General features: G+C 72.7%; 24 protein-coding genes. 12 read left to right on the top strand and 12 right to left on the bottom strand.

The window, feature by feature from the left end:
* Positions 1 to 3 precede the first annotated feature (3 nt).
* The 3 genes from lhgD to KM427_RS05205 all read right to left on the bottom strand — a co-directional run bounded on the left by lhgD (position 4) and on the right by KM427_RS05205 (position 3,118).
* Positions 4 to 1,194, bottom strand: coding sequence for an L-2-hydroxyglutarate dehydrogenase (lhgD, locus tag KM427_RS05215; RefSeq protein WP_215526496.1), 1,191 nt, complete (start codon positions 1,192 to 1,194; stop codon positions 4 to 6).
* 221 nt (positions 1,195 to 1,415) lie between these two features.
* Positions 1,416 to 1,883 carry an aromatic ring-opening dioxygenase LigA gene (locus tag KM427_RS05210; protein WP_252275079.1) on the bottom strand — a complete coding sequence of 156 codons (468 nt, stop codon included), beginning with the start codon at positions 1,881 to 1,883 and terminating at the stop codon, positions 1,416 to 1,418.
* Positions 1,884 to 1,945: 62 nt separating this feature from the next.
* Positions 1,946 to 3,118, bottom strand: coding sequence for a saccharopine dehydrogenase family protein (locus tag KM427_RS05205; protein WP_215526495.1), 1,173 nt, complete (start codon positions 3,116 to 3,118; stop codon positions 1,946 to 1,948).
* Positions 3,119 to 3,194: 76 nt separating this feature from the next.
* On the opposite strand from KM427_RS05205, the gene KM427_RS05200 reads away from it, so the two are divergent.
* Together KM427_RS05200 and KM427_RS05195 are read left to right on the top strand one after the other, a co-directional pair.
* Positions 3,195 to 3,464: a DUF2277 domain-containing protein gene (locus KM427_RS05200; RefSeq protein WP_183592930.1), complete on the top strand. Its 270-nt coding sequence runs from the start codon at positions 3,195 to 3,197 to the stop codon at positions 3,462 to 3,464.
* Complete coding sequence (locus KM427_RS05195; protein WP_215526494.1) at positions 3,461 to 4,294, top strand: Sir2 family NAD-dependent protein deacetylase; 834 nt, start codon at positions 3,461 to 3,463, stop codon at positions 4,292 to 4,294. The genes KM427_RS05200 and KM427_RS05195 overlap by 4 nt, the downstream gene beginning before the upstream one ends.
* A 20-nt stretch (positions 4,295 to 4,314) precedes the next feature.
* Here KM427_RS05195 and KM427_RS05190 read toward each other — a convergent pair whose 3' ends face one another.
* Both KM427_RS05190 and KM427_RS05185 read right to left on the bottom strand, forming a co-directional pair.
* Positions 4,315 to 4,638, bottom strand: a complete 324-nt coding sequence (locus KM427_RS05190) for a hypothetical protein (protein WP_183592928.1) — start codon at positions 4,636 to 4,638, stop codon at positions 4,315 to 4,317.
* 183 nt (positions 4,639 to 4,821) lie between these two features.
* The gene (locus tag KM427_RS05185; RefSeq protein ID WP_183592927.1) at positions 4,822 to 5,508 is read right to left on the bottom strand and encodes an iron-dependent transcriptional repressor DtxR; all 687 of its coding nucleotides are present in this window, start codon (positions 5,506 to 5,508) and stop codon (positions 4,822 to 4,824) included.
* A gap of 38 nt (positions 5,509 to 5,546) precedes the next feature.
* On the opposite strand from KM427_RS05185, the gene KM427_RS05180 reads away from it, so the two are divergent.
* From KM427_RS05180 to KM427_RS05170, 3 genes are read left to right on the top strand one after another with little or no spacing between them, the layout of a single operon-like run.
* A complete protein-coding gene (locus KM427_RS05180; RefSeq protein WP_353846983.1) occupies positions 5,547 to 6,908 on the top strand; it encodes a cryptochrome/photolyase family protein in 1,362 nt (453 codons plus the stop codon).
* Between the two features lie 60 nt (positions 6,909 to 6,968).
* A complete protein-coding gene (locus tag KM427_RS05175) occupies positions 6,969 to 7,682 on the top strand; it encodes a hypothetical protein (protein ID WP_215526493.1) in 714 nt (237 codons plus the stop codon).
* A gap of 17 nt (positions 7,683 to 7,699) precedes the next feature.
* Positions 7,700 to 9,298: a glycoside hydrolase family 13 protein gene (locus KM427_RS05170; RefSeq protein ID WP_252275076.1), complete on the top strand. Its 1,599-nt coding sequence runs from the start codon at positions 7,700 to 7,702 to the stop codon at positions 9,296 to 9,298.
* Positions 9,299 to 9,302: 4 nt separating this feature from the next.
* Here the strand turns inward: KM427_RS05170 and KM427_RS05165 are convergent, their stop codons facing one another.
* The 7 genes from KM427_RS05165 to KM427_RS05135 form a co-directional block, all read right to left on the bottom strand.
* Positions 9,303 to 9,764, bottom strand: a complete 462-nt coding sequence (locus KM427_RS05165; protein WP_252275074.1) for a MarR family winged helix-turn-helix transcriptional regulator — start codon at positions 9,762 to 9,764, stop codon at positions 9,303 to 9,305.
* Positions 9,761 to 11,326, bottom strand: coding sequence for an MDR family MFS transporter (locus KM427_RS05160; RefSeq protein WP_215526492.1), 1,566 nt, complete (start codon positions 11,324 to 11,326; stop codon positions 9,761 to 9,763). The genes KM427_RS05165 and KM427_RS05160 overlap by 4 nt, the downstream gene beginning before the upstream one ends.
* Before the next feature lie 336 nt (positions 11,327 to 11,662).
* Positions 11,663 to 11,911: a carbon storage regulator CsrA gene (gene csrA / locus KM427_RS05155; RefSeq protein WP_183592924.1), complete on the bottom strand. Its 249-nt coding sequence runs from the start codon at positions 11,909 to 11,911 to the stop codon at positions 11,663 to 11,665.
* An 85-nt stretch (positions 11,912 to 11,996) separates the two neighbouring features.
* Positions 11,997 to 12,464 (bottom strand): flagellar assembly protein FliW, encoded by a 468-nt coding sequence (fliW, locus tag KM427_RS05150; protein WP_246390588.1) that lies wholly within the window; start codon positions 12,462 to 12,464, stop codon positions 11,997 to 11,999.
* Complete coding sequence (gene flgL / locus KM427_RS05145) at positions 12,461 to 13,372, bottom strand: flagellar hook-associated protein FlgL (RefSeq protein WP_215526491.1); 912 nt, start codon at positions 13,370 to 13,372, stop codon at positions 12,461 to 12,463. Before flgL ends, fliW begins: the two co-directional genes overlap by 4 nt.
* Positions 13,373 to 13,412: 40 nt before the next feature.
* Positions 13,413 to 14,822 (bottom strand): flagellar hook-associated protein FlgK, encoded by a 1,410-nt coding sequence (gene flgK, locus KM427_RS05140; protein ID WP_215526490.1) that lies wholly within the window; start codon positions 14,820 to 14,822, stop codon positions 13,413 to 13,415.
* Positions 14,822 to 15,298 carry a flagellar protein FlgN gene (locus tag KM427_RS05135; protein ID WP_183592921.1) on the bottom strand — a complete coding sequence of 159 codons (477 nt, stop codon included), beginning with the start codon at positions 15,296 to 15,298 and terminating at the stop codon, positions 14,822 to 14,824. Before KM427_RS05135 ends, flgK begins: the two co-directional genes overlap by 1 nt.
* 236 nt (positions 15,299 to 15,534) lie before the next feature.
* On the opposite strand from KM427_RS05135, the gene KM427_RS05130 reads away from it, so the two are divergent.
* From KM427_RS05130 to KM427_RS05100, 7 genes are all read left to right on the top strand, one after another.
* A complete protein-coding gene (locus tag KM427_RS05130) occupies positions 15,535 to 16,383 on the top strand; it encodes a sigma-70 family RNA polymerase sigma factor (RefSeq protein ID WP_252275072.1) in 849 nt (282 codons plus the stop codon).
* Positions 16,384 to 16,572: 189 nt separating this feature from the next.
* The gene (locus KM427_RS25685; protein ID WP_215526488.1) at positions 16,573 to 17,697 is read left to right on the top strand and encodes a flagellin N-terminal helical domain-containing protein; all 1,125 of its coding nucleotides are present in this window, start codon (positions 16,573 to 16,575) and stop codon (positions 17,695 to 17,697) included.
* Between the two features lie 180 nt (positions 17,698 to 17,877).
* Positions 17,878 to 19,218 (top strand): flagellar filament capping protein FliD, encoded by a 1,341-nt coding sequence (fliD, locus tag KM427_RS05120; protein WP_215526487.1) that lies wholly within the window; start codon positions 17,878 to 17,880, stop codon positions 19,216 to 19,218.
* 17 nt (positions 19,219 to 19,235) lie between these two features.
* Complete coding sequence (fliS, locus tag KM427_RS05115) at positions 19,236 to 19,622, top strand: flagellar export chaperone FliS (RefSeq protein WP_183592917.1); 387 nt, start codon at positions 19,236 to 19,238, stop codon at positions 19,620 to 19,622.
* The gene (locus KM427_RS05110; protein WP_183592916.1) at positions 19,619 to 19,969 is read left to right on the top strand and encodes a hypothetical protein; all 351 of its coding nucleotides are present in this window, start codon (positions 19,619 to 19,621) and stop codon (positions 19,967 to 19,969) included. Before fliS ends, KM427_RS05110 begins: the two co-directional genes overlap by 4 nt.
* A 160-nt stretch (positions 19,970 to 20,129) precedes the next feature.
* Positions 20,130 to 20,492: a flagellar basal body rod protein FlgB gene (gene flgB / locus KM427_RS05105; RefSeq protein ID WP_183592915.1), complete on the top strand. Its 363-nt coding sequence runs from the start codon at positions 20,130 to 20,132 to the stop codon at positions 20,490 to 20,492.
* A complete protein-coding gene (locus KM427_RS05100) occupies positions 20,492 to 20,884 on the top strand; it encodes a flagellar basal body rod protein FlgC (RefSeq protein WP_183592914.1) in 393 nt (130 codons plus the stop codon). The genes flgB and KM427_RS05100 overlap by 1 nt, the downstream gene beginning before the upstream one ends.
* The last annotated feature ends 5 nt before the right edge of the window (positions 20,885 to 20,889 follow it).

Below are 20,889 nucleotides of genomic sequence, written 5' to 3'. Positions count from 1 at the left end.
CCGTCAGCTCATGCGGTCGACGACGTGCTCGGCGATCGCGAGGCTGGAGGTCGCCGCGGGCGACGGCGCGTTGCGGACGCTGGTGATGCCGTCGGCCCGGTGGATCACGAAGTCGTCGACCAGCGAGCCGTCGCGCTCCAGGGCCTGGGCGCGCAGCCCGAGACCGGCCCGGCGTACGTCGGCGGCGCCGATCGAGGGCACGTAGCGCTGGGCGTCGCGCATGTACGCCGACGCGGACAGCACCCCGCGCAGCTCGGTGAGGCCGGTGCGCCAGTGCTCGCCCGCGAACCGCCAGAAGCCCGGCCAGGTCAGGGTGTCGGCGAGGTCGCGGGCCGCGAACGACGCGCGGCCGTAGGCGCGCCTGCTCAGCGCGAGGAACGCGTTGGGCCCGACCTCGAGCCCACCGGTCACCCGGCGGGTGAAGTGCACGCCCAGGAACGGGTAGCGGGGGTCGGGGACCGGGTAGATCATGCCGCGCACCCGGTCCTGCTTCTCGGGCACGACGGCCATGTACTCCCCGCGGAAGGGCACGATGCGCGGGGCGCTCGGTCCGCCGAGCAGCACCCCGAGGCGGTCGGACTCCAGACCGCCGCACACGACGAGGCGGTCGACGCGGTGTCGCTCAGCCCCGCAGAGGACGTCGATACCGCCGGGCCCGCGCACGGCGCCGGTCACGGTCGTCGACAGCCGGATCCGGCCGCCGGCGGACGCGATCTCCGCCGCGATCCGCTCCGCGATCGCCACGTAGTCGGTGATCGCGGTGTGCGGCGAGTGCAGGGCGGCGATGCCGGCGGCGTGCGGCTCGATCTCGGCGATGCCGGCGCCGTCGACGCGGCGCAGACCGGGCACGCCGTTGCTCCGCGCGGTCTGCTCGAGCGCGGCGAAGCGGCCCAGCTCGTCGGCGTCGACGGCGACGACCAGTTTGCCGCACTCGTCGTAGGGCAGGCCGTGATCGGCGCAGTAGTCCCGCAGCAGCGCGCGGCCGCGGGTGCACAGCTCGGCCTTGAGACTGCCGGGCCGGTAGTAGATGCCCGCGTGCACGACGCCGGAGTTGTGGCCGGTCTGGTGCGCGGCCAGCCGGTCCTCCTTTTCGAAGACCACGACCCGCACCCCCGCGCGACGGCGGGTGAGCTCGCGACCGACGGCCAGGCCGACGATGCCGCCCCCGACGATCCCGACGGTCTCCTCGGACATGCCCCGATCCTCCCCTATCCGGGGCTCCGTTCGCAGGTGTACGTCGGGTGGGGCTGGGTCTTCGGGTCTCGGGGTCGCAGGTTCATCAAGGGATGAAGGTCGACCCGCGCTCACCCGGGTGAGCTCGACCAGGGACGCGGCGCTCCGCCCTCATCCCTTGATGAAGCGACGACACGACCGCCCCGGGTGGACGGCAAGACGCCCGCCGGACGAGCCGGCGCTCAGGCGGACCGCGGCCCGCTGAGCCGGACCAGCCCCCAGCCGAGCAGCATCAGCACGACGCCCATCACGGCCACGAACGCCGCGACGCCGAACGCCACGACCGAGGTGAACAGGCTGGCGCGGAGGAACGACGCGTTCATCACCGTGGCGCGGTTGGGGTCGTCCTGGGCGAGCTCGGAGTAGGTCTTGCCGCCCGCGATCTCCTCGGCGTGCGTGGCGATGATGTCGGCCTGCGAGTACGCCGTGAACGGGCCCTTGACGTCCTTGCCCGCGAACCAGCGGGCGTCGTCGGAGACGGTGATGTGCTCCTGGGCGAGGGTGTTCGAGACGATGGCGTAGGTCGCGACGCCGGCCACCAGGAAGATCGCGCCGAGCACGGCGATGATGATCCCGATGGTGCGGGCGCTCTTGGTGCGCTGCTGGCCCGGATGCGCGGGGGCGGCCGGGCTCTCCTCTGGCTCGGTCATGGGACCAGACAAGCACCCGGGCCGCCGGCCGGGGTCACCCGTTCCGGGTGGAAGACGGCGTCCTACGCGACGACCTCGAAGCGCAGCCCGGCGGGGCGCAGGCGGGCCAGCAGCGCGTCGCCCATCGCCTGCGCGGTGGTGACCTGGCCGGCGGTGGGCGGGTTGTCGTCGAGCACGAGGCAGAGCGCCGACTCGGCGAGCATCTTCGCGGTCTCGTCGTAGCCCGGGTCGCCGCCGGAGACCCGGGTGTGCGCCCGGCGCCCGTCGCCCTCGGCGACGACGTCGACGCTGAACCACGACCGCGACCGGCGGGCCGGGTCGGGCCCCTCGCCCGGCTTGACCCGGTCGAGCGCGAGCCGCCGCAGCGGCGGCACCTGCGCGGTGAGCACCATGGCGCCGACGGCGGCCGCCCCGCCCACGGCGTACCGCAGCGTGCGGGTGCCGGCGAAGTGGGAGTAGCGGAAGTCGGGACCGTACGCCGCGAGCGCCGCGCCGCTGCGGGCCACCACGATCGGGTCGATGGTCGGCAGCGGCAGCAGCCAGTAGCCGAGCAGCGGGTCGCGGTGCGGCTTGCCCGCGACCGCCCGGGAGCGGCGGCCCTCCGGCCGGGGCTCGACGCGCCTGCGCTCCTCGGTCACCTCCTTGATCTGCTTGGCCCGCGAGAGCGCCGTCATCGCGGAGTGGAAGGTGCCGCCGGAGAACGCCGCGCCCGCCCGCACCACGCCGCGAGCGGTGACCGGCCCCTCGGCGGCGAGGTGCTGCACGGCGTGCAGCACGCCCAGGTCGTGGGGCACCGAGTCGAAGCCGCAGGCGTGCACGATCCGGGCGCCGCTGCGCACCGCGGTCGAGTGGTGGCGCAGGTACATCCGGTCCACGAACTCCGGCTCGCCGGTGAGGTCGACGTAGTCGGTCCCGGCCGCCGCACACGCGGCGACCAGCGGCTCGCCGTACGTCACGTAGGGGCCGACGGTCGTGATCACCAGCCGGGCGCGGCCGGCCACCTCGGCGAGCGAGGCGGGGTCCTCGACGTCGGCGTGCAGCAGCGGCAGGTCACCGAGCGCGGCGTCGATCTCGGCGAGGCGGCCGCGCACGGCCTCCAGCTTCGGCCGGTTGCGGCCGGCGAGCGCCCAGCGCAGGTCGCCCGGCGCGTGCCGGGCGAGGTAGGCGGCGGTCAGCTCACCGGTGAAGCCGGTCGCCCCGAACAGGACCAGGTCGAGCTCGCGTGCTGCAGGCATGGATCCACTGTGACACCCCCGCCTGAGACGCCCGAGCAGACAGCGGGGCCGGCCCGGGCCGACGTACGCTCGGGGCATGTGCCGCAACATCCGCCCGCTGAACAACTTCGAGCCGCCGGCCAGCCGCGACGAGGTCACCGCCGCGGCGCTGCAGTACGTCCGCAAGGTCAGCGGTACGACCAAGCCGTCCCAGGCCAACCAGGCCGCCTTCGACCGCGCGGTGGCCGAGATCGCGCACCTCACCCAGCACCTCCTCGACGAGCTGGTGACGACCGCGCCGCCGAAGAACCGTGAGGTCGAGGCCGCCAAGGCCCGGGCCCGCGCCGAGCTCCGGTACGCCCGGTGACGCTGGCGCCCGCCACCACGCCCACGACGCCGGCGTACGCCGACGCGCTCGCGCTGCTGCGCGAGCGGCCGCTGGTCGTGCTGACCGGTGCCGGCCTCTCCACCGACTCCGGCATCCCCGACTACCGCGGGCCTGGTGCCCCCGACCGGACGCCGATGACCTACCAGGAGTTCGTCTCCGGCCCGGCCGCCCGCCAGCGCTACTGGGCGCGCAGCCACCTCGGCTGGGGCCGGATGCGCGGGGCGGGGCCGAACCCCGGCCACCGGGCGCTGGCCCGGCTCGCGCCGGAGCTGCTGATCACCCAGAACGTCGACGGGCTCCACGAGCGGGCCGGCACGCCGCGGCTGGTCGCGCTGCACGGCCGGATCGCCGACGTCGTGTGCCTCGACTGCCGCGCCGGGTCGTCGCGGGTCGCGCTCCAGGAGCGGCTCGCGGAGCTCAACCCGGGCTTCGCCGAGCGCCACGCCGCGGCGGCGTCGCGGCCCGACGGCGACGTCGACCTCGACGAGACCGCCGGCTTCGTGGTGCCCGGGTGCGCCGGCTGCGGCGGCGTGCTCAAGCCCGACGTCGTGTTCTTCGGCGAGAACGTCCCGCCCCCGCGGGTCGCGCGGTGCTACGCCGCGGTCGAGGCCCTGGCCGAGTGCGAGGGGGTGCTGCTGGCCGCCGGCTCCAGCCTGACCGTGATGTCGGGGCTGCGGTTCGTGCGCCGGGCGGCCCGGGCCGGCACGCCGGTGGTGATCGTCAACCGCGGCACGACCCGGGGCGACGAGCTGGCGACGTACAAGCTCGAGGTGGGCTGCAGCGAGTTCCTGACCGAGCTGGCGGGCTGACGCCCGCCCCGCCGGCCCGCTCAGACGGCGCGGCCGCGCAGCTCGCCGAGCAGGTCGACCAGCTCGTGCAGCGAGAGGTCGTGCCGGTCGGGGTCGAGGCCGGCCACGCGCTCGAGCGCGAGGTTCTCCGGGAGCCGCGCCCCGACGGCGAAGGTGTAGACGGTGTCCTCGACCTCGAAGTCGATGCCGCGCAGCTGCGCGGCGTAGTAGTCGCCGTCCTGGGTGTGCAGCACGACCGACTCGCGCGGCTCCAGCCCCCGGTCCAGGCCGGTCAGCCCGTGACCGACGACCAGGCTGCGTTCGCCTCGTACGCGCACCGCTCCATCGAGCTCGATGATCTCCATGTCGACCTTCCCACTGCCACAGAATGGCAGCCCCCCTCGACGCCGCGTCCCTGCCGCGCCGATGGCAAGTTACCGCCGAGTCGGCAACAGAACCCCAACAGCACGGACAACGTTCGTCCACAATTGCCTCGTGCTGACCCCAACGGGGGCATTATTCACCCATCTGGGTGATCCAGGGTCGGATCAGAGCTTGCGCACGAAGATGTGGTCGGCCGCCTCGGGCACGATCTCCGCGGTCTCGCCGCCGCTGCCGACCAGCACGCCCTCCTCGGTCGCGATGACCGTCACGGTCTTGTCCGGGAGCGCGCCGACCCGCCGCATCGCGCTCATCAGGATCTCGTCCTTCTGCATCTCCTCGGAGATCCGGCGCACCAGCACCCGGCGCTCGGTCGGCCCGGCCGCCTCGGAGAGCGGCTCGACGCCCTCCATGAAGCCCTCGACGTTCTCGCGCTGCCCGAGCTCGTCGAGCCCCGGGATCGGGTTGCCGTAGGGCGACTCCGTGGGGTGGTCGAGCAGCTTGATCAGCCGGCGCTCGACCGTCTCGGACATCACGTGCTCCCAGCGGCAGGCCTCCTCGTGCACGAGCTCCCACTCGAGCCCGATCACGTCGGTGAGCAGCCGCTCGGCCAGCCGGTGTTTGCGCATCACCCGGGTCGCCAGCCGCAGCCCCTCGTCGGTGAGCTGGAGGTGCCGGTCGCCCTCGACGGTCAGCAGACCGTCGCGCTCCATCCGGGCCACGGTCTGCGAGACCGTCGGGCCGCTCTGGTGGAGGCGCTCGGCGATCCGGGCGCGCAGCGGGATGATGCCCTCCTCGACCAGCTCGTAGATGGTGCGGAGGTACATCTCGGTGGTGTCGATCAGATCGCTCACGCGAGCCATTGTGTCCCATCCGCGAATCCACTGACAGGATGGCGACGATGGGCGCCGCCACACCCGCGGTCATGTGGTTCCGACGTGACCTGCGACTCAGTGACAACCCCGCTCTGCTGGAGGCGGCGGCCGACGGCCCGGTGCTCGCGCTGTTCGTCCTCGACCCCGCCCTCTGGCGGCCGGCGGGGCCCAGCCGGCGGGCCTACCTCGCCGCGTCGCTGCGGGGTCTCGACCGCGATCTGCGGCGGCGCGGATCGCGGCTGTCGGTGGTCCGGGGCGACCCGGTGCGCCGGGTGCCGCTGGCCGCCCGCGCGGTCGGCGCCGGCCGGGTGCACGTGAGCGCCGACTTCGGCCCGTACGGGAGCCGGCGCGACGCGGCCGTCGAGCGGGCCCTGGCCGAGCGGGGCGTCGAGCTGGTCCGCACCGGCTCGCCGTACGCCGTCGCCCCGGGCCGGGTGACGACCGGGGCGGGCGCGGCGTACCAGGTCTTCACCCCCTTCTCGCGCGCCTGGGCCGACCACGGCTGGCGAGGGCCGGTCGACGCGCCCCGCGGCGGGAGCTGGCTGACGCTCGACGAGGGCACGGCCGACCTCCCCGACCCGGCGCTCCCCGCCCGCCTGGAGCTCCCCGAGGCCGGCGAGGCGGCGGCCGGGCGCCGGTGGCGGGAGCTGCTCGAGACCGTCGCGGCGTACGACGAGGAGCGCGACCGGCCCGACCTCGACGCCACCTCGCGGATGTCGGCGCACCTGCGGTGGGGCGAGATCCACCCGCGCACGATGCTCGCCGACCTGGCCCGGATGCGCAGCACCGGGGCCGCGGCGTACCGCACCGAGCTGGCCTGGCGGGAGTTCTTCGCCGACGTGTTGTGGGCACGGCCCGAGACGGCGCGGGAGTACCTGCGGCCGGCCTACGCGCGGATGCGGTACGACGAGCCGGGCGCGCGGTTCGACGCGTGGCGCGAGGGCCGCACCGGCTTCCCGCTCGTCGACGCCGGCATGCGCCAGCTGCGGGCGACCGGCTGGATGCACAACCGGGTGCGGATGGTGGTCGCGAGCTTCCTGGTCAAGGACCTGCACGTGGAGTGGCGGCACGGCGCCCGGCACTTCCTGCGCTGGCTGGTCGACGGCGACCTGGCCTCGAACCAGCAGAACTGGCAGTGGGCGGCGGGCAGCGGCGTCGACGCCGCGCCGTACTTCCGGGTCTTCAACCCGACCGCCCAGGGCCGCCGGTTCGACCCCGACGGCGACTACGTGCGCCGGTGGGTGCCCGAGCTCGCCGCGGCCGCCGACCCGCACGACCCGAGCCCCGCGGACCGGGCGGCGGCCGGCTACCCCCGGCCCGTCGTCGACCACGCCACGGAGCGGCGCGAGGCGCTGGCGCGCTGGCACGAGATCCGCTGACGCAGACCCCGGGGAGCCGCGGGGTGGACCCGGGCCCGGCCGCCGTGGAACGGTCGGCTCGTGTCCGATCCACTGCTGACCGTCCCCCGCCGCTTCTGCGGCCCCCCGTCCTCCGGCAACGGCGGCTGGTCCGCCGGGGCGCTGGCCGCCCACGTCGACGCACCGGTCGTGTCGGTGTCGCTGTTCGCGCCGCCGCCGCTCGACACCCCGATGCCGATCGGGGTCGAGGACGACGCGCGCGTCGCGAGCCACGACGGGGCTGCGGTGCTGCGGGCCGATCCGGCAGCCGGCGACCTGGCGGTGGTCGCCTGGGTGCCGCCGGCCGAGGCGCGGGCGGCCGAGGCGGCGTACGCCGGGCTCACGTCGCACCCGTTCCCGACCTGCTTCTCCTGCGGCACGGCGCGCGATCGCGGTGACGGGCTGCGGATCTTCCCCGGCCGGGTCGCCGACCAGGAGGGCAGCGCCCGGGTCGCGGCCACCTGGACGCCCGACGCGTCGGTCGCGGACGTCCTGCCCGCCACGACCTGGGCGGCGCTCGACTGCGTCGGCGGCTGGGCCGGCGACCTCGAGGAGCGGCTGATGGTGCTGGCCCGGATGACCGCTCGGGTCGACCGGCTGCCCGAGGTCGGCGCCGAGCACGTGGTCGTCGGGCTGGGCCGGCGTACCGAGGGGCGCAAGACGTTCACGGCGTCGGCGCTCTACGACGCCGACGGCGAGCTGCTCGGCAGCGCCGAGCACCTGTGGATCGCCGTCGATCCGGCGGCCTTCGCCTGAGCACCTAGGATGAGCGCATGGGTTTGAACGATCAAATGCCGGCTCAGGAGTGGTGGCGGCACGCGGTGACCTACCAGATCTACCCCCGCAGCTTCGCGGACGGGAACGGCGACGGCGTCGGCGACCTGCCCGGCATCACCTCGCGGCTGCCGTACCTGCGCGACCTCGGCGTCGACGCGATCTGGCTCTCGCCCTTCTACACCTCGCCCCAGCACGACCACGGGTACGACGTGGCCGACTACCGCGACGTGGACCCGCTCTTCGGCACCCTCGCCGACGCCGACGAGATGATCGAGCGGGCGCACGAGCTGGGCCTGAAGGTGATCGTCGACCTGGTGCCCAACCACACCTCGAGCGAGCACGAGTGGTTCCGGGCCGCGCTCGCCGCCGGCCCGGGCAGCCCCGAGCGCGACCGCTACGTCTTCCGCGCCGCGAAGTCCGACGGCTCGCTGCCCAACAACTGGATGTCGGTCTTCGGCGGCCCGGCGTGGACCCAGGCACCGGATGGCCAGTACTACCTCCACCTGTTCGACAGCAGCCAGCCCGACCTCAACTGGCGCAACCCGGAGGTCGGCGACATGTTCGTCGACGTGCTGCGCTTCTGGCTCGACCGGGGCGTGGACGGCTTCCGCGTCGACGTGGCCCACGGCCTCTTCAAGGAGGAGGGCCTGCGCGACCAGGTCGTCGCGGCAGGCGGGACCGCGAGCAGCGACGCCCGCGACGCCGCCGACGTGCCGATGGTCGAGCGCACCGTGCGCGACGAGCCGATGTGGGACCAGCCCGAGGTCCACGACGTCTACCGCCGCTGGCACGAGGTGCTCGCGAAGTACGACGGCGACCGGATGTTCGTCGCCGAGGCGTGGACGCAGACACCGGAGTCGATGGCCGCCTACATCCGGCCCGACGAGTTCAGCCAGGCGTTCAACTTCGCGTGGCTGCTCGCCTCCTGGTCGGCCGAGGAGTTCACCGAGGTGGTGCGCGGCACGATGGCGGCCGTCGGCCTCGTCGGCGGCTCGCCGACCTGGGTGCTGAGCAACCACGACGTGGTGCGGCACGTGACGCGGTACGGCGGCGGCGCGATCGGCCCGGCCCGCGCGCGGGCGGCCACGCTGACGATGCTGGCGCTGCCGGGCTCGGCGTACCTCTACCAGGGGGAGGAGCTCGGCCTGCCCGAGGTCGAGGTCGCCCCGGAGCACCGCCAGGACCCCTTCTTCCTGCGCACCGGCGAGGGCGGCCGCGACGGCTGCCGGGTGCCGATCCCGTGGCGCGGCAGCGCCGCGCCGTACGACTTCGGGCCGGGCGCGGGCCAGCCGTGGATCCCGCAGCCCGACGACTGGGCGCCGCTCACGGTCGAGGCCGAGACCGGCGACGCCGACTCCATGCTCGAGTTCTACCGCGCGGCGCTGGCCGCCCGGCGCACGTTCGCGACGAGCGCGGGCGACGACGTCGAGCTGCTCGACCTGGGCGCCGACGTGGTGGCGTTCCGGCGCGGCCCGGTGACCGCGGTGCTCAACTGCGGCACGACGCCGGTGGCCCTGCCCGCCGGCGAGGTGCTCCTCGCCACCGGACCCGTCGACACCGAGCTGCCGCCGGACACCGCCGCCTGGCTGCGGTGAGGGCTCAGCCTCCGAGCGCGACGTTGTAGCGGCCGAGCAGTCCGACGAACTCCGCGAGGTCCTCGTCGGGGAGGTCGCCCAGCCGCTGGTCGAGCCAGAGCCGGCTGGCCTCCTTGACGGCGACCAGCCGGGTCCGCGCCGTCTCGCTGGCCGACAGCAGCGTGGCGCGGCCGTCGTCGGGGTCGGGCGCGCGATCGACCAGGCCCAGCTCGATCAGGTGCTGCACCTGCCGGCTGATCGCGCCCTTGTCGATCCCGAACGTCTCGGAGATCTCCGAGGCGCGCAGCGGCCCGCGCGTGTCGAGCCACGACAGCAGCAGGTACGTCGACGACTGCAGCTCCTCGTGCACGGTCCGGGCCCGCTCGCGGAGCAGGCGGCGGATCCGGCCGATCATCACGCCGACCTCGCGCTCGAGCTCACCGAGCAGCTCGGCGCGGTCGACCTCGGCGCCGACGGCGGTGGTCACCGCCGGGCCTCCGCCTCGACGACCCCCGAGCGGAGCTCGGCGGCGACCTCGGGCGCCGCCTCGGCGTACGACTCGAGGTTGGAGGTACGCAGCGGCACCTCCTTGATCAGGGCGACGCAGACCAGCGCGATGAGCGCGAACGGCGCGGCAACCAGGAAGATCTCGCCGAACGACTGCCCGAAGGCGCTCTCGAACACCGCCCGCACCGGCGCCGGCAGCGCGCCCAGGTCGGGGATCGAGTGGCTCTCGTGGCTGGTGGTCGAGATGCCGATCAGGTGCAGGCCGTCGGTCACCTTGGTCGCCACCTGGTGGCTGAGCAGCGCGCCCAGCGCCGAGACGCCGATCGAGCCGCCCATCGAGCGGAAGAACGCGACGACCGCGCTCGCGGCGCCCATGTCGGACATCGGGACGTTGTTCTGGACGGCGAGCACGAGGTTCTGCATGGTCGCGCCCATGCCGACGCCGAGGATGGCCATGAAGAAGCCGATGACGAGCAGGCTCGTGGTCTCGTCGATGGTGCCGAGCAGCGCCAGCCCCACGACGACGAGCACCATGCCGCCGACGAGGAACCGCTTCCAGCGACCCGTCGCGGTGATGATCCGGCCGCTGACGATGCTCGAGACGAACAGCCCGCCGACCATCGCGATCGACATCAGGCCGGCCTCGGTCGGGCTCATGCCGCGAGCGGTCTGGAAGTACTGGCTCAGGTAGACCGTCGAGCCGAACATCGCGACGCCGACCATGACCGAGGCGATCGTCGCCAGCGTGATCGTGCGGTCCTTGAAGAGGCGGAGCGGGATGACCGGGTCCGTGGCGACCCGCGCCTCGACGTACACGGCCACGGTCAGCAGCACGACCCCGAGCACGACCATGCCGATGCTCGCCCAGGAGCCCCACGCGAAGTTGTTGCCGGCGAGGCTCACCCAGATCAGCAGCGTGGAGACGCCCGCGATGATCAGCGTCGCCCCGGCGTAGTCGATGTCGACCTGACGGCGTACGACGGGCAGGTGCAGCGTCTTCTGCAGCAGGAAGAAGGCGGCGATCGCGAACGGCAGGCCGACGAAGAAGCAGCCGCGCCAGCCGAGGGCGGAGTCGACGATCACGCCGCCGATGAGCGGGCCGCTCACGGTGGCCAGCGCGAACACCGCGCCCAGGTAGCCGGAGTAGCGGCCGCGCTCGCGCGGGGAGATCATCGTCGCGATCACGACCTGCACCAGTGCGGTCAGGCCGCCCACGCCCAGGCCCTGCACGACACGCGCACCGATCAGCACCCCCATGCTCGGCGCCATCGCGGCGACCAGCGAGCCGATGATGTAGATGACGAGCGCGAGCTGGACCAGCAGCTTCTTGCTGAAGAGGTCGGAGAGCTTGCCCCAGATCGGGGTGGTCGCGGTCATCGCGAGCATCGTCGCGACGACGACCCACGTGTAGCCGGTCTGGCTGCCGTGCAGGTCGGAGACGATGCGGGGCAGGGCGTTGGAGACGACGGTGCTCGAGAGCATCGCCACGAACATCGCCAGCAGCAGGCCGCTGAGGGCCTCCAGGATCTGCCGGTGGGTCATCTCTCCGGACTCCTCCGCGGAGGCCGGAGCTGGGGAGGGGGCGTCAGGCGCCTGCGTCACGGAAGCTCGATTCATGCCAGGTAAAAGGTTGCCGACGGCAACCATATTCCGGCTTCGTTGCCTCGAACAACCAATTTCCGGCGTGGGCTGGGCCACACCGCCGCCGTCGTCGGCCCTCGGACGTCCGGCAGTTGGTTTCGAGGCTCGTCGCTGGCGCTCCTCGCACCTCAACCACCGACCTCGCACTCGGTGGTTGAGGCGTGAGGGCCGCCAGGCCCGAGCCTCGAAACCACCGGCGCCCGGCAGTCACGGGCGTGGTGGGTGCCGGCTCGCGGGTCAGTCGGAGTCGGTGTCTCGGTCGCGGCCGAGGGCCTTCGACAGCTGGGCGACCAGATCGGCGCTGGGGGACGCGGCCTGACGGTTGCTCTCCTCGAGCTGGGCGAGCAGCTCGGCGCGGTGCACCCGCAGGGAGCGAGGGGCGTCGATGCCGATCCGCACCACGTCGCCGCGGACCTCGAGGACCGTGACCGTGATGTCCTCGCCCAGGACGACGCTCTCCCCCGCCCGGCGACTCAGAACCAGCATGTGCCCACCGTACCGGGCGAGCCGGGTGCGCCGACCGGGATGCCACCAACGCGACTGGACGGATGGCTGGACAGGTGGCCGGTGCTCACCCGAGCAGCGGCGCGGCCACCGGCAGGCCCGGCTGGTCGAGCACGACCTGACCCGCGCGACGGGTGGTGAGGTTGACGAGCACCGGTGCCGCCAGGTTGGCGGTCGTGTCGTGCAGCCCGCGGCCGGTGGTGAGCACGACCAGCACCAGGACGTCCGCGGCCGACTCGATGCCGAGGGCGGCGACGACGTCGTCGCCCACCTCGGGCGCGTAGTCGGGGAAGAACGCCGCGGGCGGCACGACCAGGAAGCGCAGCCCCTGCTCGTCGAGCGAGCTCAGGCTGCCCAGGTCGCTGCTGTCGTCGACCTGGACGAGGGCCCAGCTCCGGTGCTCGGGGAAGCCCGGCATCGGGAGCACCATGTCGATCACCGGGATGTCGATCACCGGGGCGTGGTTCTCGGCCACGAGACCTCCGTCGGCGGATTCGGGGACGGCCATCATGTCAAGGGCGTGGGTGAGAGTCATCGCAGGAAGTCCAAGAGGCTCGGCTGGAGGACCCGGGCGGTCGCGCCCAGGGCGGCTTGGTAGGCGACCTCCTGGAGACCGAGGTCGACGGTCGCCCGGGCGAGGTCGACGTTCTCGACCTCCGACAGGGCGTTGGTGAGGGTGAGGTGGGCGTCGGTCGCGACGTCGCGCGCCCGCTCGACCCGGACCGTGCGGGCACCGATCTCCGACTGGGCGTTCGTGACCCGGTCGGCATCGACCTTGAGGCGGTCGATGGCGGCCTCGATGCCCACGGAGTCGGCGCTCTTCAACGCGGCCGAGAGCGCCGCCAGGTGGTCGAAGACCGAGTCCGGGGAGCCGCCGAAGACCTGAGGCCCCTCGAGGTCGATCCGCATCCGTACGCCGTCGGCGATCGTGCGGTGCACGCCGCCGACGCTCCCGAGGTTGACGGCGTCCGGGTCGGCGAGGGTGCCGTCGGGGTGGTAGGCCTTCTGGCCCGCGGTGATGCCGCCGAAGATCGGCCGGTCCAGGTACTGGGTGTTCGCCGAGGTGATCAGCCCCTCCCGGATCTGGTCGACCTCCGTGGCGAGCGCGAGTCGCGCCTCCGGGCCCATGGCTCCGGTGTTGGCACCCTGGAGCGCGATGTCGCGCGCCCGCGAGAGCTGGTTGCCGATCGTCGAGAGCGTGCCGTCGGTCTGGTCGAGCCAGCCGACCGCGCTGTCGGCGTTGCGGACGAACTGCTTCTCGCTCGCCAGCGACGACCGGATCCGCATCGCGGTGGTGGCGCCGGTCGGGTCGTCCGACGGGCGGTTGATCAGGCGCCCGGTGCTCAGCTGCTCCTGCGCCTTGGCCACGCGGGCCATCGCCGCCTGCATGCCGGTGAAGGACTGCCGGCTGAGCATGTTCTGGGTGGTGCGGACGAGTGTCATCGGGGTCCTCCCGTCGAGGCGAGCTGCCGAGCGGGCCGGTTCATCGGCCGACCAGCCCGGTGCGGTTGATCAGGGTGTCGAGGATCGAGTCGACGGTGGTCATCACCCGGGCCGCCGCCTCGTACGAGCGTTGCGCCATCACCAGGTTGACCGACTCCTCGTCGATGCTCACGCCGGTGAGCTGCTCGCGGGCCGCATCGACCTGCTGGGACATCACCCGCTGGTTGTCGGCGAGCCGTTGCACCGAGGCGACGGCGGTGCCGAAGCCGTTGACCAGGCGCTGGTAGCCGTCCGCGATGGTGATCGAGCCGGCGAGGACCTCGGCGTTGCCGGTGCTGTTGTTGCCCTGCCCGGGCACGGTGCTGGGCACCGAGGAGATCGCGACCTGCCCGGTGGAGGTGATCGCGACCTTGATCGTGCCGGCCGGGTCCGCGGGATCGTAGGAGAAGAAGTCGACGCCGGCCGCGCCGGTGGCGTCGTAGCCCGACCGGTGCGCCGCGTTGAAGGCGTCGGCGAACGACGCCACCAGCTGGTTCAGCTCGGCGAGGTAGTCGGGCAGCACGACGTCGATCAGCTCGACGCCCGCGGCGAGCTCGCCGGCCGACGGCACGACCGCGACCGCGGCTCCGCTCGGCGGCTGCACCTGGAAGGTCACCGCCGCCCCGTCGGCGGTGCCGTCGGGGTTGATCCCGCTCGCGATCTGCAGGGTCGAGGCATCCCGTCCGCTGACCAGCGGCTGGCCGCCCACCATCACGTCCATGCCGCCGTCGGGACGCGGCGTGGCAGTCGCGCCGGTGAGCTCGGCGAGGCGCAGCGCGATCTGGTCGCGGGTGTCCATCAGCGTCGCCGTGTCGCCGCCGCCGCTCGAGGCCGCGATCGTCTGGTTGGTCGCGGCGAGCTGCTGGGCGAGGTCGTTGACCTCCTTGACGGTCGCGAGCACGCGGGCCCGCTGGTCCCCCAGCTCGTCCTGCAGGTTGTGGGCCTGGATGTTGAACGCGTCGGCCACCAGGGCGCCGTTGGCCAGGACCTGGCCCCGGGCGGCGTCGGTGTTCGGCGCGTTCTCGAGGTCGGCGATGCCGTTCTTGAAGGTCTCGACCGCCCGCGCGACCCCCTTGTCCGAGGGCTCGGCGATGCCGGTCTCGACCCGGGCCATCGCGGCTGCCTTGAGGTCGAGGTAGGTCTGCCGGCCGTGCTCGCGGCGGACCCGGGTGTCCAACAGCGGGTCGACGAGCCGCTGTACGCCGCTGGCCTGCACGCCGCTGCCGATCTCGTTCGAGCGCGACCAGACCGCGGGCGCGGCCGCCGCACCGACGGTCTGACCGACGACCCGGCGGCGCACGTAGCCCTCTACGGAGGCGTTCGCGACATTGGTGCTCGCGATGTCGAGGGCCGCCTGCTGGTAGCGCAGCGCCGACAGCGCGGTGTTGATGGACGAGAAGGGGTTGGACATCACAGGCTCCGATCGATGACCGCACTGCGGGTGTCCCCGTGGTCCACGGAGCCCGCGGCGGTGTAGGTGGCCGCGCTGCGGTCGATGCCGAGCAGCGTGTCCTGGGTGGCGCGCAGACCCGCGACGATCAGCGCCCGGTTGGACTGGGCGACCCGGGCGATCTCGTCGGTCAGCGACAGGAAGCTGTCGCGATGGTCGACCAGGATCCCCGCCCAGGGCTCCGGCGCGGCGTCGATCAGCTCGCCGAGGGCGGCGTTCGGCGCGAGCCCGGCGCTCTCGGCCGCCTCGTCCGCGGCGACGGCGCGCAGCACCTCCATCTCGCGCAGGGCGGCAGCGGCCTCGTCGACGTCGCGGGCGGCGTTGGCCAACCAGCGCGTGCGACCGGTGGACATCACCAGCTCCTCGATCTCGAGGCGGTAGAGCAGGGTCTCCAGGAGCTCCCGCTCCTGCCACAGGACCCAGGTCAGCTTCTCCACGTCACTCCCACAGATGGTCTCGATGGTCCAGACCAGGGGGGACTCCCGGTGCTGGCGTCGAGATGCCCCATCGGCCGCCGGGTTCGGTCTCCTTAGAGGAACGCGGCGACCGGTTGTGCCTCAGGAGGGCACCTTCCCTACCGATGTGGTCCAGGCCACCGGCAGAGAAACGTAAAAGTTCAAGGATTCCGAAAGAAAACCGGACACGACCGTCCTTGAAATGCACAATTGCGTTCGTGACCCATGACAACGACGTCCCGCCGGGCTCCGAGGCGTTGATCGTGGTCCACGTGCCCCTGGTCGGCCACATCGTTCGCGAGACGATGGCCAGGGTCCCCTCGCACGTGGACCGAGACGACCTGAGCTCCGCCGGACTCGCCGCTCTTGTCCAGGCTGCCCATGCCTACGACCCCGATCGGGGCGTGCCCTTCAACCGCTACGCCAGCACTCGCATCCGGGGCGCGATCCTCGACGAGCTGCGCAGCGTCGACTGGGCCTCGCGCTCGGTCCGACGGCGGGCTCGCGAGCTCGACGCCACGCGGTCGCGGCTGGCGTCCACGCTCGGCCGGCCCGCGACGACCGTCGAGGTCGCCCAGGCCTGCGGTCTGAGCTCCGAGGAGGTGGCCGCGAACGACGACGACGTCGCCCGCGCCCAGGTCCTGTCCCTGCACGCGTCCGAGGACGACACGTTGGCCGACGGCCTCGTCTCCAGCAGCCCGACCCCCGAGGCGCTGCTGGAGCACCGGGAGCGACTGACCTACCTCACCGAGGCGATCGCGGAGCTGCCCGAGCGGCTGCGCCACGTCGTGGAGCAGTACTTCCTCGCCGAGCGGCCGATGGCGGAGATCGCCGCCACGCTCGGGGTCACCGAGTCCCGGGTGTCGCAGCTGCGGGCCGAGGCGCTGGTGCTGCTGCGCGACGCCCTCAACCACGAGCTCGAGCCGGACCTGGTGCCCGAGGCCGCGCGTCCGGGCGGAGCCGCCGCCCGGCGCCGGGAGGCCTACTTCGCGGCGGTCGCCGCCCGGCATGCGTCGGGACTGCGAGGGCAGGCCGCCGGCCGGAGCACGATCACCGCCAGCGCCTGACGGGCCTCCCCGCAGCACCTCCTCCCCACAATTCCAGAACGCGAACGCCCCGAGGGGATCGCCGCAGAGGAAGTCCCGAGAATTCTGCGTCGATCCCCTCAGGCGTTGCCGATGCCGGCCGATCGGACCACCTGAAGGCGCCCACGGACGGGCTCCAGAACCGACTCACAGATCCAGGAAGGAATCATCATGAGTCTCCGCATCAACCAGAACATCGACGCCCTCAACTCCTACCGCAACCTGTCGGTGACCCAGGGCCAGATGTCCAAGTCGCTCGAGAAGCTGTCGAGCGGTTACCGCATCAACCGGGCCGCGGACGACGCCGCCGGCCTGGCGATCTCGGAGGGCCTGCGCTCGCAGGTGGGCGGTATCAAGGTCGCCGTGCGCAACGCGCAGGACGGCGTCAGCGTCGTGCAGACCGCTGAAGGTGCGCTCACCGAGACCCACTCCATCCTGCAGCGCATGCGCGACCTGGCCGTGCAGTCGGCGAACGACTCCAACGACACCGACTCGCGCAAGGCGATCGAGGCCGAGTCCGACGCGCTGAAGGAGGAGCTGACCCGGATCGCGGAGAAGACCACCTTCAACAACATCGACCTGCTGAAGGGCAACTTCGACGGCAAGTTCCAGGTCGGCTACGCCTCGGGTGACACGATCGACGTCAAGATCAACTCGGGCAACACCAGCGCCGCCAAGTCGTCGTGGAACAACGGCGCCGCCGCCACCACCGCGGCCGCCGCCGTCTTCACCCAGGGCGGCGTGGTCACCACCACCGCCGCGCTGACCGTCAGCAGCGACGCGCACGACATCGCCGGCCAGCTGAACAACGACGCCAACTTCTCGGCCGTCTACTCGGCGAGCGTCGACCAGAAGACCGGTGGCCTCGTGGTCACCAGCAAGACCGGCAACACGGCTGCGATCGCCGTGACCGGCGGCCTGTCCGCGGCGACCACCAACACCGCCGCGGGTGCCAGCACCGGTGGGTTCTCCTCCATCGACCTCGGGGTCGACGGGATCGACCTGACCACGCAGGCCGGCGCGACCTCCGCGATCGACGACATCGACAAGGCGATCAAGGCGGTCTCCACCTCCCGCGCGAACCTCGGTGCGCTGCAGAACCGGTTCGAGCACACCATCAACAACCTGAACGTGACGCAGGAGAACCTCTCGGCCTCCGAGAGCCGGATCCGCGACACGGACATGGCCAGCGAGATGATGAACTTCACCCGTTCGCAGATCCTCTCGCAGGCCGGCACGGCGATGCTGGCCCAGGCCAACCAGGCCCCGCAGGGCGTCCTCTCCCTGCTGCGCTGATCTCGCCGGTGGGTCGGCCGGAGGCTGACCCACCGCCGAACCCGAAGGTTCCCGGGGGAGCGCTCGCGCTCCCCCGGGGCCTTGTGGGCGACGTCCTCATCGCCGCTCCGTCGCCCACACCGTCGCCCACACCGTCGCCAACGCCGTCGTCAACCCGGTCGTCCGAGCAGGAGGCTCCTCGTGCCCAGCAGCAGCATCAGCGGCCTGGCCAGTGGCCTGAACACCGCCGAGATCATCGACCAGCTCATGCAGCTGGAGCGGATCCCGCAGGTGAAGCTCTCGGGCCAGAAGGACCGCGAGAACGCGATCCTGACCGCGCTGCGCGCGCTCAACACCGACACCACCCTGCTGGCCGGCAACGCCGCCAAGCTCGCCAAGGCCGAGACCTGGCAGACGCTGCAGGGCACCGCGACCGGCACCGGCGTCACCGTCGACGTCGCCGCCGGCGCCTCCGCGTCCTCCTTCTCCTTCACCGTCGACCGACTGGCCGTCAGCCACCAGCTGGGCTTCACCACGCCCGCCGCGCTGACCGACGTGGTCTCCCAGCCGCAGGTGACGATCACCGGCTCCGACGGGGTCCCGCACCAGATCGACGCCGGCTCGGGCTCCCTCGAGGACCTGGTCGCGGCGATCAACGCGGCGACGGAGACCACCGGCGTGAAGGCCACCGCCGTCCGGGTCGCCGATGGCAGCTACCGCCTGCTCGCCGAGTCGACGACGACCGGCGCAGCCTCGGCGTTCACGCTGACGAACGGCGACGGCAGCGACCTGCTGGGCGGCGCCACGGTGCGCGCCGGCACCGACGCCCAGATCAGCCTGGGCGCCGGCATCGTCGCGACCTCCTCCACCAACACCTTCACCGACCTGATGCCGGGCGTCAGCGTGACGCTCGGCGCGACCACCACGGTGGGCACGAGCTCCGCCGTCTCGGTGGCCCGGAACAGCACCTCGATCACGGCCTCGGTCTCGTCGCTCGTCGACCAGCTCAACGCGCTGCTCACGAAGATCGACACCCAGACGGCCGCCAAGACCAGCACCACGAGCGCCGGCGTCCTGTCCGGCGACTCCACCGCCCGCGCCCTGCGCAACCAGCTGCTGAACACGGTCTTCGGCGACGGCACCACCTCGATGGCGCCGCTCGGCATCCAGACCGACCGCTACGGCAAGCTCACCTTCGACGCCGAGAAGTTCAAGGAGGCGTACGCCGCGGACCCGGCGGGTGTCGCCGCGAAGTTCACCACCGGCGCCACGCCCGAGGCCAACGGCTGGGCGGCCCGGGTCGAGTCGGTCGCCAAGGCGGCGACCGACTCCTACAACGGCACCATCACGAACGCCGTCACCGGACACACCTCCACCGTCGACCGGCTCACCAAGAGCATCGAGGCCTGGGACACGCGCCTGGAGATGCGGCGCGCCTCCCTCCAGCGCCAGTACACCGCGCTCGAGACCGCGCTCTCGAACCTGCAGAGCCAGAGCAGCTGGCTCGCGGGCCAGATCGCCAGCCTCCCGACGTACTCGTGACCACGAAAGGTTGACCGATGACGATGCCCAACCCGCGCGAGACCTACCTCGCGGCCTCCGTCTCCACGGCGACGCCGTCGCAGCTGCTGGTGATGCTCTGCGAGCGGTTGGTCGTCGACGTCCAGCGGGGCACGGAGGCGCTGCGGCGGGGTGAGCCGAGCCAGGCCCACGAGCCGCTGCTGCACGCCCAGGAGATCGTCCTCGAGCTCAACGCCAGCCTCGACGTGACGGTCTGGGCCGGCGCGGCCGGTCTCGCGTCGCTCTACGACTACCTCCACCACGAGCTGGTCCGGGCCAACATGGTCAAGGACCTCCAGGTCGCCGAGTACTGCCTGCAGACCGTCACCACGCTCCGCGACACCTGGCGCGAGGCCGCCGGCACGCTGCTCGCCGAGACGGCATGAGCGCCCCCGCCAGGGGCGTCGACGACCCGGCCCGCGCGGCCCGGCGGCACCACCTGCACTGGGCCACGGCACTCGACCGGCTGGAGCTGGACGTGATCCGCGCCGAGCGGATGCTCGAGGATCCCTCCCGTCCCGCACCGGAGGACTGGGACGAGCCGATGCTCGATGGCCCGATCCCGGCCGACCTGCGGGACCGGGCCATCGCCCTCCGCGAGCGACAGCGCCGGGTCCAGGCCGCGATGACCGACGCGCTCGGCACCATCGCACGCCAGCACGAGTTTGCCGCCCGCGTGGACCGGGCGACCCGCCAGGACGGCGCCGCCGTGTACGTCGACGTCACGGCCTGAGCCCGCTCAGGACCACCGAACCGCACGTCCGGACCCACTTTCCCTCCAGATTTCCTCAACCGCGTCGCAGGTCCGCCGATGACCTGTTCTGAGCACGGATCGCTCGCCCCCCGCCGACGGAACGGCCCCCACCCCCCTTGTCTTTCATCGGAGGCCAGGCGTGTCGTTCCACCTGTCCGATCCGGTCGGTGCGGTCCTCGGGTCCGCGCTCGACGGGATCGCCCTGCGCCAGCGCGTCATCGCTGACAACATCGCCAACGTCGACACCCCGCACTACCGCGCGAGCAGCGTCGACTTCGAGACCAGCCTGCGCGCCGCCATCGGCTCCGGGGCGACCGGACCGAGCGACCTCGCCCTCACCCCGACGCTGACCGCCACCGACACCCCCGTCGGCGCCAACGGCAACAACGTCGACCTCCGCAAGGAGACCCTGGCGGCGGTGCAGTCCCAGTTCCAGTACCAGATGGTCACGCGCGCCACCAGCGACCGCTTCGACCTGATCCGCACGGTGGCGGCTCCCTGATGGGCGCCTTCGACGCGCTGCGCATCGCCAGCTCCTCCCTGGGCATGCACCAGACCTGGCTGGACGCGCTGGCCAGCAACATCGCGAACGTCAACACGGTCGTGCGCACCGACGAGACCGCGTTCCAGGCCCAGAGCCCGATCGTCCGGGCGGCCGCCGGGGGCGGGGTGGAGATCGTCGGCATGGCCCTCACCGACCCGGAGGGTCGCGTCGTCTCCGATCCGGACAGCCCGCTGGCCGACGCCGACGGCAACGTCCGCGCGCCCGAGAACGACCTCGCGACGCAGCTGACCCAGCTGGTGATGGCCCAGCGCGGCTTCCAGGCCTCGGTGCAGGTCACCAAGGACGCCCAGGACACCTACCGCAGCGCGCTCGAGATCGGACGCCGGTGATGACT

Origin of the sequence: Nocardioides sp. LMS-CY (assembly GCF_018732145.1) — a bacterium.
Classification (GTDB): domain Bacteria; phylum Actinomycetota; class Actinomycetes; order Propionibacteriales; family Nocardioidaceae; genus Nocardioides; species Nocardioides soli.
The sequence above is the reverse complement of the archived record's forward strand: the minus strand, read 5'-3'. Positions and strand labels throughout refer to the sequence as shown.

Excerpts from the sequence above, each read along its gene's own strand:
- lhgD (WP_215526496.1), bottom strand. The coding sequence starts at position 1,194 with ATGTCCGAGGAGACCGTCGGGATCGTCGGGGGCGGCATCGTCGGCCTG.
- flgK (WP_215526490.1), bottom strand. The coding sequence starts at position 14,822 with ATGTCCAACCCCTTCTCGTCCATCAACACCGCGCTGTCGGCGCTGCGC.
- KM427_RS25685 (WP_215526488.1), top strand. The coding sequence starts at position 16,573 with ATGAGTCTCCGCATCAACCAGAACATCGACGCCCTCAACTCCTACCGC.
- KM427_RS05100 (WP_183592914.1), top strand. The coding sequence starts at position 20,492 with ATGGGCGCCTTCGACGCGCTGCGCATCGCCAGCTCCTCCCTGGGCATG.
- KM427_RS05200 (WP_183592930.1), top strand. The coding sequence starts at position 3,195 with ATGTGCCGCAACATCCGCCCGCTGAACAACTTCGAGCCGCCGGCCAGC.
- KM427_RS05180 (WP_353846983.1), top strand. The coding sequence starts at position 5,547 with ATGGCGACGATGGGCGCCGCCACACCCGCGGTCATGTGGTTCCGACGT.
- KM427_RS05110 (WP_183592916.1), top strand. The coding sequence starts at position 19,619 with ATGAGCGCCCCCGCCAGGGGCGTCGACGACCCGGCCCGCGCGGCCCGG.
- KM427_RS05170 (WP_252275076.1), top strand. The coding sequence starts at position 7,700 with ATGGGTTTGAACGATCAAATGCCGGCTCAGGAGTGGTGGCGGCACGCG.
- KM427_RS05210 (WP_252275079.1), bottom strand. The coding sequence starts at position 1,883 with ATGACCGAGCCAGAGGAGAGCCCGGCCGCCCCCGCGCATCCGGGCCAG.
- fliS (WP_183592917.1), top strand. The coding sequence starts at position 19,236 with ATGACGATGCCCAACCCGCGCGAGACCTACCTCGCGGCCTCCGTCTCC.
- flgL (WP_215526491.1), bottom strand. The coding sequence starts at position 13,372 with ATGACACTCGTCCGCACCACCCAGAACATGCTCAGCCGGCAGTCCTTC.
- KM427_RS05205 (WP_215526495.1), bottom strand. The coding sequence starts at position 3,118 with ATGCCTGCAGCACGCGAGCTCGACCTGGTCCTGTTCGGGGCGACCGGC.
- KM427_RS05190 (WP_183592928.1), bottom strand. The coding sequence starts at position 4,638 with ATGGAGATCATCGAGCTCGATGGAGCGGTGCGCGTACGAGGCGAACGC.
- csrA (WP_183592924.1), bottom strand. The coding sequence starts at position 11,911 with ATGCTGGTTCTGAGTCGCCGGGCGGGGGAGAGCGTCGTCCTGGGCGAG.
- fliW (WP_246390588.1), bottom strand. The coding sequence starts at position 12,464 with ATGACTCTCACCCACGCCCTTGACATGATGGCCGTCCCCGAATCCGCC.
- KM427_RS05160 (WP_215526492.1), bottom strand. The coding sequence starts at position 11,326 with ATGACCCACCGGCAGATCCTGGAGGCCCTCAGCGGCCTGCTGCTGGCG.